Origin of the sequence: Skermania sp. ID1734, from assembly GCF_007489285.1 — a bacterium.
Lineage (GTDB): Bacteria > Actinomycetota > Actinomycetes > Mycobacteriales > Mycobacteriaceae > ID1734.
In genome coordinates this window covers 325195-339096 of sequence record NZ_VLIY01000002.1, presented here as the reverse complement: position 1 = coordinate 339096, position 13902 = coordinate 325195, and the positions used below count along the sequence as shown (strand labels likewise).

Genomic DNA, 13902 nt, shown 5'->3' with positions numbered 1-13902 from the left:
ACTATTTCAGGCCTCGCGGGCGCACAGGGCGCTAACTGAGAAATTTGCAAAATCTAGCGCCATCCAACGACGGTAGCTGGCCGAATAACTACCCGGAAACAGGGATAAAAAACGTACGCTTAGCCCGGTTTATGGAACGTGGGCGGTGGAGATCCCCGTTACAGGCCACCGCTCGCTGACGGAACGGAGCGATTTGATGACCATTTCGCCGACGAACATCGACGAACCAGGACTCATCCGATCAACCACCACTTTCACCCTTCCGTTAACCATGACGCAGCGCGGTTTGTGGAACGCGCAGCATCTGGCCCCTGACGTTCCGCTCACCGTGGCCCAGTACGTAGAGGTGCGTGGCGCTATAGATGTAGCCGTGCTCGAGCGCGCGCTCGACCGATGCATGGTCGAACTGCAGGGCGGCGGCATGCGGGTCATCCGCGACGACGCCGGCGAACTGCAACTGCTGATCGACCCGGGATTTCATCCGACCATCGGATACATCGACTTCAGCGATGTACCGAATCCCCGGGATGCGGCGATGCGGTGGATGGACAGCCATTCCAGTTCACCCATCGATTTCGACACCGACGACCTGGTCTTCAACACAGTCCTGCGACTCGGCGACGCCGACTACTTCTGGTACACGCGGGTGCATCACATCGCCATCGACGGCTATGGCGCCATGACCGCGCTGAAGCGGACGGCAGAGCTCTATACCGCGATGGTCGAGCACACGGAGCCGCCGCGGTGCGCTGCAGTGGAACTCACTGCCATCGGTGAGTGGGAGTCCGCCTATCGACGCTCTGCGCGATTCACCTCGGATCGCGAATATTGGTCCCAGCACCTACATGACCTGCCCGAGCCGTCGACGCTGGCCCGCCGCTCCGCGCCGGCGGCAGCGGGCCGGCTCTTGGCGTCGGGCACGCTCGACGCGGAAACAATGGATCTGCTCGAGTCGGCTGCCCGTCGCCACGAAACCTCGGTGCCGACATTGCTCATCGCGGTGTTCGGCTGCTACCTCGGCGGTATCGCCGGCACCGATGACGTGACGATGAGCCTGCCCGTATCCGCGCGCACCACCTCGAAACTGCGCGCCTCCGGCGGCGTCATCTCCAATGTCGTGCCGCTTCGGCTGCGTCCGGGCCCGACTGTGAACATCGGGGAATACATCCACACCGTGCACAATCAGCTGGCCGGCGCGTTGCGGCACCAGCTGTACCGGCACGAAGACATGCGCCGGGACGCCGGCCGTGGCGCCGAGGAGCGCGGCTTCTTCGGCCCGATGGCCAACATAATGCTTTTCCACAGCCAGATCCGGCTCGGCACGGCGACCGGTGCGCTCAATGTCATTTCGACCGGGCCCGTCGAGGATCTGTCGCTGAACGTCTACCAAAGTGTCGCCGGGACAAGCACACACGTCGACTTCGAGGCGAATCCCAACCGCTACACCTCCGACGAGCTGACCGGGCACCACCAGCGATTCCTCGATTTTCTCAGTCGGTTCTTGCAGGCCGGCAGCCACAAGATGGCCGCCGGCGTCGATCTGATGAGTGCCGCGGAAATCGACCTTGTCCTGCGTGAATGGAACGCCACCGACGTCGCCGTCCCACCCACCACGCTGACGTCGCTGTTCACCCAACAGGTAGCTCGCACCCCTGATGCGGTGGCCCTCAGCTACGCCGGCACCGCGCTGAGCTATGCCGAGCTCGACGCCCGCGCCAACCAGCTGGCCCGCGCGCTCATCGACTCCGGAGTTGGCCCTGAATCCATTGTCGCCCTGGCAATCCGGCGCTCGATCGAGCTGGTCGTCGGAATGTACGCGATCCACAAGGCCGGCGCGGCTTACCTCCCGATCGATCTCGACAATCCGCGCGAACGCGTCGATTACATTGTCGACCACGCCAAGCCGGCCTGTGCCCTGACCGTCACCCGGGACCCAAAGGTCTTGCCCCCCGAGTTGACCAGCTTGGACGTCGATGCCATAGACCTGTCCGGTTACAGCCCGGCACCGATCACCGCCGCCGAGCGCCGTGCGCCACTCTCGCCGGACAACGTTGCCTACGTCATCTACACCTCCGGTTCCACTGGAAAACCCAAGGGCGTAGCGGTAACTCACCGTGCGATAGTCAACCGTCTGCAATGGATGCAACACGAATACGCTCTCGACCCGACCGACACCGTGCTGCAGAAAACACCCGCGACGTTCGACGTGTCGGTATGGGAATTCTTCTGGCCCTTGCAGGTAGGGGCAAGGCTGGTCATCGCCGCACCCGACGGCCACCGTGACCCCCTCTACCTCGCGCGGATCATCGGCGAAGAGGAGGTGACCACGGCGCATTTTGTGCCGTCGATGCTGTCGCTGTTTCTGGCCGAGGCCGAATTGCACCGGTGCACAGATCTGCGACGCGTTTTCTGCAGCGGCGAAGGACTACCAGCGGAGACCGCCCGCAAGTTTCTGGAAACGGTACCGGCCGAACTGCACAACCTCTACGGTCCCACCGAGGCTGCGGTCGACGTCACCTACTGGCAGTGTGACCTGACACAGCCGGTCGTACCCATCGGGGCACCGGTGTGGAACACGCAGACCTATGTCCTCGACGCACGCCTCGAGCCGGTGCCGCCGGGCGCAGCGGGCGAGTTGTATTTGGCCGGTGTGCAATTGGCGCGCGGGTATCTGCAGCGGCCGGGGCTCACCGCGGACAGGTTCGTCGCCAACCCGTTCTCGCGCGCGGGTGGGCGAATGTACCGCACCGGTGACCTGGCGAGGTGGCGAACCGACGGCACGTTGGAGTACCTCGGGCGCACAGACTTTCAGGTGAAAATCCGGGGTCTGCGAATCGAACTCGGCGAGATCGAGGCCGCACTGCTCTCTGATGCAACGGTGGATCAGGCCGTATGCGTGGCACGATCGGCCAGCCACGGCGGCAATGAACTGGTGGGCTACGTGGTGGCCAGGCCGGGGGAGAAGGTCGATGTACCGGCGCTGCGACGCCACGTTGCCCACGCGATACCGAGCTACATGGTTCCAGCGACGATCGTCGTGCTCGATCGGATGCCGCTAAGTTCGAACGGCAAGATCGACCGAAAAGCGTTGCCCGCCCCGGTAATAACACAGCGGACGCACCGCGCCGGGCGCAATGCCGTCGAGCAGCGGCTGATCGAACTGGTCGCCGAGGTGTTGGGCCGCGCCGACGTCGGCCTCGACGACGACTTTTTCGAACTCGGTGGAGATTCGCTCGTCGCCGCACGCGCGGTGTCCCGGATCAACGCAGAATTCGGGTGCTCGATAGTGTTGCGCGACATCTTCGAGACGCCCACCGTGCTCGCACTGGCGAGCAGAATCGCCGAGGGCGGCTCCGGCACAGCGCCGCAGCACATTCCGCTCGGCGTCCGGTCGCGGCCCGAGCACCCGCCGCTGTCTCTCGCTCAGCAGCGGCTGTGGTTCCTCAACCGCTACGACCGGACGTCGCCTGCCTACAACCTGCCGTTCGCCGTGCGGATGCACGGCGAGCTGAAGATCACGGCGCTGCAACAGGCATTGGCCGACGTGATCACCCGCCACGAAACGCTGCGCACCACGTATCCGGCGTCGGCCGACGGACCGTATCTGCTGGTGCATGACCCCGACCGGGCGAATCCACAACTGGAGCCGGTCGCTGTCGCGCCGGCCGATCTCACGCAGACGCTGAGCGATTTCGCCCGACGCGGCTTCGACCTTACTGTCGATCTGCCGCTTCGCGTGGCGCTGTTGCGAACCGGCGATTCGGAACACGTCTTGGCCGTCGTGTTGCACCACATGTGCGCGGACGGGTTGTCGCAGGTCCCACTTGCACGCGACATCGCGCTCGCTTACGCGGCACGCAGCGCCGGGTCGGCACCGGAGTGGGCGCCACTTCCGGTCCAGTACGGTGACTTTGCGGTCTGGCAGCGCGAGATGCTCGGTAGCGACGACGACCCCGCAAGCCTGCTCAGCCGGCAGCTTGGCTTCTGGACCGACACGCTTGCCGGTCTGCCCGACCACCTCGACCTCCCGACAGACCACCCGCGACCGGCCCGGGCCACCCTGGCGGGCGGCACCTACCGCTGGACGGTCGACAGCGACGTTCACGCCCGCCTCAGCGGCCTCGCGCGGGACCGTGGCGTCAGCAACTTCATGGTGCTGCACGCCGCGCTGGCGGTGCTGCTGGCCCGCTTGAGCGCCTCCACCGACATAGCGGTCGGTACCCCGATCGGCGGACGCGTGGCGCGCGAACTCGACGACCTGGTCGGGATGTTCGTCAACACACTGGTACTGCGGACCCGTCTCGATCTCAGCCACGGCTTCGATGACTTGCTCACCCAGGTCCGCGACGTCGACCTGGCCGCGTTCGCCCGAGCGGATGTGCCGTTCGAGCGGCTTGTCGAGGCGTTGGCGCCCGAGCGCTCGGCAGCCCGCCATCCGCTGTTCCAGGTGGTGCTGTCCTACGAGCGTGCGGGGCAAACCCTTTCCGGCACAACGTTGCGCCTCGGTGATCTGCAAGCCGAAGTCATGCCGATTCCGTTCGATGCCACCAAGTTCGACTTGCAACTCACCGTGACCGAACGCGAAGACGGCTTGCACGCCGAATTCGGCTACGCGAGTGATCTTTTCGAACACCAAACGGTGGTCACCTTTGCCGATCGGTTGATGATGCTGCTGCGCGCGGCCGTGCAGAACCCGTCGACGGCCGTCGGTGACCTGCCGATCCTGGGCAGCCGCGAACGCGCGGAGCTCACTCCGATCGCTGCGTCCGACGCCGAGCCCGTTGTGCTCCTGCACGAACTGCTGACCACCGCCGTCGACCAGACTCCGCACGCTCAAGCAGTACGGTGCGGCAGCCGCAAGCTCACCTATCGCGAGCTAGATCGGCTCTCGAATCGATTGGCGCGCAAGCTTATCCACTTCGGCGCCGCACCGGAATCGGTGGTCGCGGTTGCCATGGTGCGGTCCATCGAATCCGTGGTGGCGTTGTGGGCGGTGGCCAAGACCGGCGCCGCGTACCTGCCGATCGACCCGAACTATCCCGCCGAACGCATCTCCTACATGGTGGCGGATTCGGGAGTGCACCTCGGCATTGCCAACAACACCGGACCGGGCCTTCCGGAACACGTCTGGTGGTTGTCGACCGATCCCACCGGCTACTCCGATCGGCCGCTGTCCGACCAGTGCCGACGCGGTCCGCTCAACCCGATGCAGCCGGCCTATTTGATCTACACGTCCGGTTCCACCGGAAAGCCCAAGGCCGTGATGGTGACCCACAGCGGGCTCTCGTCGTTCGCGCGCGAAGAAGTCGAACGATTCGGAATCCAGCCATCATCGCGGACTCTGCACTTTTCCTCGCCGAGCTTCGACGCCTCGATTCTCGAGTTGCTCATGGGGTTCGCCGCGGGCGCCGAAATCGTCGTTGCGCCGCACGACGTGTATGGGGGCGAGGATCTGGCCCGATTGTTGAACACCAAGGCCGTGACCCACGCATTCGTGACCCCCGGCGCGTTGGCCACGGTTTCACCGCGAGGCCTCGACCAACTGACCGACGTCATCGTCGGCGGCGATGCCTGCAGTGACGACCTGGTGCGTACCTGGGCCACGGGCCGACGCATGTTCAACGCATACGGGCCGTCGGAATCCACGGTCGCGGCCACCATGAGCACGCCTCTGGTCCCCGGGCAGGCGGTCACCATCGGCCAGCCAATCCGCGGCACGCGCTTGCTGGTTCTCGACGAGCGTTTCAATCCGGTGCCACCCGGCGTTCCCGGCGAGCTGTACCTGACCGGTGCCGGATTGGCCCGTGGCTACGGGAACCGCTCGGGTTTGACCGCAACGCGATTCGTCGCCAACCCGCACGGCAAGCCGGGCGAGCGGATGTACCGCACTGGCGACCTGGTGGTGGTCACCGCCCGCAACGACGAGATTCCGACCCTACGATTCATCGGCCGCGCCGACGACCAGGTCAAGTTGCGCGGCTTCCGGATCGAACTGCGTGAGATCGACGCCGCCCTGCACACGCACCCCGAAGTCACCTTCGCGCACACCATCGTTCATCGCGACGACCGCGGCGTCGAGCGACTCGCCTCGTATGTGACGACCCGCAGCCTCACCAGCACCGCGAGCATTCTGCAGGCAGCCAAGCGGGTTCTGACCGACTACATGGTGCCCGCCACGATCACCGTGCTCGACACGGTGCCGCTGACGCCAGCCGGAAAGCTCGACCGAAAGGCGCTGCCCGCGCCGACTTTCGGCCGGCGCGATCTCGCTGCCCACAAGCCCGCCAACGAATCCGAGCAACTCGTCGCCGATGTCTTTGCGCGCGTTCTCGGCTGCGCGGCCCCGGACGTCGACACCAGCTTCTTCGACCTCGGCGGCAACTCGCTGCTGGCCACCCAGGTCGCGGCCGGTCTCGGGTCGGAGCTGGGCATCGAGATCGAGGTTCGCACGATCTTCGACACACCGACGATCGCCGGCCTGGCCGCGGCCTTGGTGACCGGCCACACTGACAGCGCTCGTCCGGCGCTGACCGTGGTGTCGCCCCGGCCCCAACACATTCCGCTCTCGCTCGCTCAGCAACGCCTGTGGTTCCTCAATCGCCTCGACCCGCACTCCGGCGCATACAACATCGCGTTCGCGGTTCGCCTGTTCGGTGAACTCGACGAGGCCGCTCTGCAGTCAGCGCTCGACGACGTCGTGGCCCGGCACGAATCGCTGCGAACCACATTCCCGGAGGGCGACTCCGGACCGCACCAGCTTGTGCACTCGATCGCCGATGCACTCGTCGACATCTATTCCTGGGACGTCGACTCCGCCGAAATCGATACGGTGCTCAGGGAATTGGCGACCACGCCCTTCGACATCACGATCCAGACCCCGCTCCGGGCCAGCTTGCTGTGCACCGGTCGCAACGAGTATGTGCTCGCGGTCGTGATCCATCACATCGCCGCCGACGGATGGTCGATGGGTCCGCTGACCGGCGACCTCATCACTGCCTACAACGCCCGGCACAACGGCACCGGACCTGGCTGGCGCGCACTATCTGTGCAATATGCCGACTTCAGCATCTGGCAGCGCGACGTCCTCGGCGTAGACGAAGATCCGGAGAGCCGGGCGTCGCGCCAGCTCGCATTCTGGCGTAACCGGCTCGCCGATCTGCCCCTCGAACTTCCGCTGCCCTACGACCGGCCGAGGCCGGCCACGCCGACGCTGCGCGCCGCGCGGGTGACCACGCAGATCCCCGCCGAACACGCGGCGGCCCTGCATGCGCTGGCCGCCGACCAGACGGTCAGCTTCTTCATGGTGCTGCATACAGCCCTAGCTGTCCTGCTGCGCGGCGTAACCGGGGTTCGCGACATCGCGATAGGCACGCCTGTCGCCGGCCGCCGCGACGTCGCGCTGGACGGTCTGGTCGGGATGTTCGTCAACACACTCGTGCTGCGGACCGACGTCGACCCGCACGCACCCTTCACCACGCTGCTGGCCGAGGACCGCGCGACCGTCCTGTCCGCGATGGCAAATGCGGACATCCCCTTCGAGCGGATCGTCGAAGAGCTACGTCCCGATCGTTCGACCAATCGGCATTCGGTGTTCCAGGTTGCCTTGACGGTGCAAGACATGGCGGTTCCTGATCTGGCTGTCGCAGGGATGCGGGCGCGGGCGGAAGAGATCGACCTGGGACTGGCAAAGTTCGACCTCGAGCTCCGTGTGAGCGGCGCGGGCGCAGACACGCGTTGCGAGTTCATCTACAGCGAAGAGCTCTTCGACCGTTCGACCATCGAAACACTGGCCGCGCGCTGGTCCGCCCTGCTGGCTTCGGTGAGCGCCGCACCGGACCGCGCCGTCGGTGACATCGAACTGCTCAGCGCCGACGAGCGGACGCTGCTGGTTCCGGCGTACGGAAAGACCGGCGCGCAGCCGATCGTGCTCCACGAAATATTCGCCGAGACGGTGGCGAAACATCCGTCCCGGGTCGCCCTGCGCCGCGGGGAGATCGAATGGACCTACGCCGAGCTCGACGCCTGGTCGAACCGGTTGGCGCGCAGGCTGATCGAACGCGGCATCGGTGCCGGCGATATGGTCGCGGTCGGCCTCACCCGATCCATGGAATCGGTCGGCGCGGTTCTCGCCGTGACCAAGGCCGGCGCGGCATTCCTGCCTATCGACCCCGGGTATCCGCCGGCCCGCGTGCGGCACATGATCTCCGACGCCGGAGCGGCGGTGGGGCTCAGTGCGACCGGCATCGCCGAATCGCTGCCCGACGAGGTCGCCTGGATGCTGCTCGACGAGCTTGCTCTGGATGCGGTGTCGGACGCTGCAATCACCGATCGCGAACGGCTCCACCCGGTACGCGTCGACAACCTGGCATATGTCATCTACACCTCCGGATCCACCGGAAAACCCAAGGGCGTCGCCCTGACCCACCGCGGACTGTCGAACTACGCCGACGAACAGGTCGAGCGGTTCCACATCGGTCCCGACTCGCACACATTGCATTTCGCGACACCGAGTTTCGATGCAGCAATGCTCGAACTGCTGTTGGCCATCCGCCCCGGCGCGACGATGATCATCGCCGAGACCGACGTGGTCGGCGGGGACGACCTCGCCGAGGTCATCGACCGCGAGGGCGTCACGCACGCTTTCATCACGCCCGCGGCCGTCGCCACGATCGACACCGAACGGTGGTCGCTGCCGAGTCTGCAAGACGTGATGGTCGGTGGAGAAGCCTATGGCAGCGAGCTGATTTCACGCTGGACACCGAACCGGCGCTGGCACAACGTGTACGGACCAACCGAAACGACGATCGTCGCCACCTCGTCGGAACCCCTGCTGGCCGACAGTCGGATCGCCATTGGCCGACCGCTGCGCGGGGTTCGGGCCCTGGTCCTCGACGAACGCCTGCGGCCGGTGGCCCCGGGCGTACCTGGTGACCTGTACCTCGGTGGAAACGGTTTGGCACAGGGCTATCTCAACCGGCCCGGATTCAGCGCGGGACGCTTCGTCGCCGACCCGACGAGCGCGCGCGGCGAACGGATGTACCGCACCGGCGACGTCGTTCGCTGGAACGTCGACGGCAACCTCGAGTTCGTCGGCCGCAAGGATGATCAGGTCAAGCTGCGCGGTTTCCGCATCGAACTCGGTGAGATCAGCGCGGCCGTGGCCACCCACCCGGCAGTGACGTTTGCGCACATCGAGATTCGCCGTGACGACAATGGTTTCGACCGCATCGCTTGCTATTTCAGGGCGCAGGAATCGAGCCGCGTGACGGTGCCCGAACTGCGCGAGCACGTCGCCGCGCGGTTGCCCAAGCACATGGTGCCCAATGGCTTCGTAGCATTGGATGAAATACCGCTCACCCCGGTGGGCAAGCTGGACAAAGCGGCGCTGCCCGACGTGGAATTTACGTCGGTGCAGACGACGGGTCGCGAACCGGCCACGCCGAACGAGCGGCTGATCGCCCGCATCATGTCCGACGTGACGGGTGCAACGCTTTTGACCGCGGACGACAACTTCTTCGAGATCGGCGGAAACTCGCTGCTGGCAACGCAGTTGGTGTCCCGAATCGCAAACGCGACCGGCACCCGCTTCGCGGTTCGGTCCGTGTTCGAGGCCCCGACCGTGACCGCGCTCGCGGGGTTACTCGACGCCGCGGGGGTATCGACCGAACCAATCGGTCCCCGGATCACCAAGCGTGAACGGCCCGAACGGATACCGCTGTCGCACGCTCAGCAGCGCGTCTGGTTCCTCAACCGCCTGGACCCGCTATCGGGCGGATACAACATTCCGATGGTCTTGCGGATGACCGGCCGCATCGACGTGGACGCGCTCCGCGACGCACTTGGTGACGTGCAGCAACGCCATGAGGTATTACGCACGATCTATCCTGCTGCCGCCGAGGGCCCGCACCAGCTCGTCCTGGAATCGGACTCTCCACCGGAACTTTTCGTCGAGGAGATCACTGCGGCCGACGTCGAAACCCGCGCGGCACGATATGCCGCCGACGGATTCGACCTCACCTGCGACGTGCCGATTCGAGCCCTGCTGCTGCGCACCGCAGCCAATCAGCATGTGCTGGTTGTGGTCGTTCATCACATCGCCATCGACGGGTGGTCGCTCGCGCCACTGGCCGCGGACATCGCGGCCGCCTATGCGGCTCGCGCGGCGGGCCAGCGCCCGGAGTTGGACGAACTCGACGTTCAATACGCAGATTTCGCGATGTGGCAGCACGAGTTGCTCGGCACCGACGAGGAGCCTTCAGAGCTCGCAACCCGCCAACTCGACTACTGGCGGCACACACTCGCAGACCTTCCGGAACACCTCGATCTGCCTAGCGACCGCCCGCGCCCAGCGGTGGCCAGCTTCCGCGGTGGCTCGGTGGATATCGAACTCGACGCGTCGGTGCACCAGGGCCTGCTCGATCTGGCTCGTCACCACGACGCCAGCTTGTTCATGGTGTTGCACACCGGCCTTGCTGCGTTGCTGCACCGGCTCGGGAATACGAACGACGTCGCGATCGGCAGCCCGGTCGCCGGACGCGGTGACGCCGTGCTGGACCGGCTCGTCGGCATGTTCGTGGGCACCATCGTGCTACGCACCCGAGTTCAGGGTGGGACGTCATTCGCCGCGTTACTCGACAGCGTCCGGGAAAGCGATCTGGATGCGTTCGCAAACACGGATGTGCCGTTCGAGCGCCTCGTCGAAGTGCTCAACCCGGCTCGCTCGCAGTCGCACCATCCGCTGTTTCAAGTGATGCTGTCCCTGCACAACCAGGTACCGAGCCGGGTCGAGCTTCCGGGGGTCGATATCGAAGCGGTCGAAATCGACACGGGCATCGCCAAGTTCGACCTGCAGTTCACCTTGACCGAGCGTCGCGAAAACCAGCGACCGAGCGGAATCGCGCTGTCACTCAACTACAGCAGTGATTTGTTCGATCGGTCGACGGCACAAACGTTCGCGCAGCGCCTCGCGCGCCTACTAGCGGCTGCCGTTACAGATCCCGACCGAGCGGTCGGAGATATCGACCTGCTCGACAACACCGAGTTCCGCGCTCTGGCGCCGGTGGCGGGCCGGCGACCCGGCCACATGGTGACATTCCCCGAGCTGTTCGCCATCGCGGCGGCCAAGGACCCGACGGCGACCGCGTTGCAGTTGCACGCGGACACCATGAGCTACGGCGAGCTGGACCGGCGCAGCAACCAACTGGCCCGCGCACTGATCGAGCGCGGCATCGGGCCGGAAGACTATGTAGCGCTGGGTATTCCACGATCGATGGAATCGGTGCTGGGTGCGCTGGCCGTGTCCAAGGCCGGTGCGGCCTTTGTTCCGGTGGATCCCGGTTATCCGGACGATCGGATCGCACACATGCTCTCGGACTCGGCGGCGCGAATCGGCATCTGCCTCAGCGAAAGCCGGCACCGGTTCGGCAGCGGGGAAACGCATTGGCTCGAGCTGAACGAGCCCGGATTCGCCGACGAGATCGCGCTGCAGCCGGGCGGCGCAGTCACGAATTCCGAACGGAGGTATCCGCTTTCGCTCGAACATCCGGCATACCTGATTTACACGTCCGGATCCACCGGTATCCCCAAGGGCGTGGTGGTGACGCATGCCGGGCTGTCGAACTTCGGTTACGAGACCGCCGACCGGTTCGACGTGCGACCGGACTCGCGGGTACTGCACTTCGCCACCCCGAGTTTCGACGCGTCGGTGCTCGACATGCTGTTCGCCTTCGCGGCAGGCGCGACACTGGTCATCACTCCGGTCGGCGTGTACGGCGGAAATCCGCTAGCACAGTTGCTGTCCGAGCAACAGGTTACGCACGCGTTCATCACCACAGCCGCCCTTGCGACCGTCGATCCAACGCGCGTGACCCACATGAAGCACGTCCTGGTGGGCGGCGAAGCATGCCCGCCGGACCTGGTGACACGCTGGACGTCGCCGGATCACCCGCACACCGCTGGACGCAGCCTGCACAACGTCTACGGTCCGACCGAGACCACGATCATCACGACGATGAGCGAGCCGATGGCGCCGAACGGACCCATCACCATCGGCGGCCCGATCCGTGGGGTCAGCGCCGTGGTCCTGGATTCTCGACTCAACCCGGTACCGGTCGGGGTTGTCGGCGAGTTGTACCTCGCCGGGCCCGGCCTCGCTCGCGGGTACCAGCGGCGGCCCAGCATCACGGCCGGCCGGTTCGTCGCCAACCCGTACGGCAAGCCGGGGGAGCGGATGTATCGCACCGGTGACCTCGTTCGCTGGTCGCGCCGAACCGAGTCACCGGCGATCGAATACGTCGGGCGCACCGACCATCAGGTGAAGATCCGCGGTTTCCGCATCGAACTAGGTGACATCGATGCTGCGTTGGCAACCCATCCGGACATCGAGTTCTCCTCGACCATCGGACATAAGAGCGACAACGGCAGCACGGCGCTGGTGTCGTATGTGAAGTTGCGCAACAACGCGGTCAGCGAGGTAGCCGGACTCCTGGAGCATGTGGGCAAGCGGCTCCCGAATTACATGGTCCCGCAGGCGATCATGCTCATCGATGAGTTGCCGCTCACTCCGGTGGGCAAGTTGGATCGAAAGGCGCTTCCCGCACCGGTCTTCGCGGCACGCGAACAGTACCGAGCGCCTGCCACCCCGCTGGAGACAGCGCTGTGCGAGGCGTTCTCGACTGTGCTCGGCGCAGAAAGTGTTGGCGCGGAAGACAACTTCTTCGAACTCGGCGGCAACTCGCTGCTGGCCACACGGGTTGCATCGCGGATGGCCGACGAACACGGCACCGAGGTTCCGGTGCAGTTGCTGTTCACCGACCCCACACCGTCTGGTATCGCGCGACGCATGGCCGCGCCCGGCAACGCCGCGGAGATCGCTCTCTCCTCCGCGCTCGAACCGCTATTGCCGGTGCGCTCCAATGGGACTCACGAGCCGCTGTTCTGTGTTCATCCGGCGATCGGCCTGGCATGGTGTTATTCGGGTCTGCTCTCGCACATCGATTCCGAACGGCCGCTTTATGGCTTGCAGTCACCGCTTGTGGTCGAGGACGTTTCCTACAGCTCGATCGAAGAACTCGCCGCACGCTACATCGCCGAGATCAAGCGCGTCCAGGGCAGCGGGCCCTACCACCTGCTGGGCTGGTCGTTGGGAGGGCTGATCGCACATGAGATGGCCGTGCAATTGCGCTCGGCCGGTGATGATGTCGCACTGCTTTCCATGATGGACAGCTTCTTGCTGTCGGCCGACCTTGTGGCACAGTCGAACCCGTCGATCGCGGATCTGATCGGTGAATTCGGCGGTGACCTCGATTTGCCGGTGGACACCGCCGTTTCGCTGGAGGACGCAGCCGCGGCCATTCAGAAACGGTCTGGTCCTTTCCAGGCGTTGACCAGCCGACATCTGGAGCGGCTGTACGCCGGCTACGAGAGCGGCTTCGAACTCGCCTACAAGTTCGAGCCCGGAACCTTCGATGGCGACGTTTTGTTCTTCACCGCCGCCAAAGATCCCATCAACATGGCGAATCCGATGCGCAACGCCTCGGCCTGGCGACCGTTCATCCGCGGTGGAATCCACGATTACACCGTTGATTGCGCACATTCGGCGATGACCACACCCGAGTCGCTGGCGCAGATCGGACCGATCCTGCGCCGCTACCTGAAGGGACACCGGTCGTGACCGGGACGAATCCCTTCGACGATCCCGACGCGACGTTTAAGGTCCTCGTCAACGAGGAAGGCCAGCATTCGTTGTGGCCGACGTTCGCGGAGGTACCGCCCGGTTGGGACGAGGTGTTCGAGGGGTCGCGGCCGGAATGTGTCGACTACGTCGATCGGAATTGGACTGATATGCGCCCACGCAGCCTTGCCGATGCTATGGACGACGCGATGGAAACGGGGCCGCAATAA

Annotated in this window: 2 protein-coding genes; both read left to right on the top strand. The window is 65.2% G+C overall.

All coding sequences use genetic code 11. From position 1 onward, the window contains the following. The first annotated feature begins 196 nt into the window (after nt 1-196). The gene (locus tag FOS14_RS03580; protein WP_255450036.1) at nt 197-13672 is read left to right on the top strand and encodes a non-ribosomal peptide synthetase; all 13476 of its coding nucleotides are present in this window, start codon (nt 197-199) and stop codon (nt 13670-13672) included. After that, nucleotides 13669-13902 carry an MbtH family protein gene (locus tag FOS14_RS03575; protein ID WP_143768873.1) on the top strand — a complete coding sequence of 78 codons (234 nt, stop codon included), beginning with the start codon at nt 13669-13671 and terminating at the stop codon, nt 13900-13902. The genes FOS14_RS03580 and FOS14_RS03575 overlap by 4 nt, the downstream gene beginning before the upstream one ends.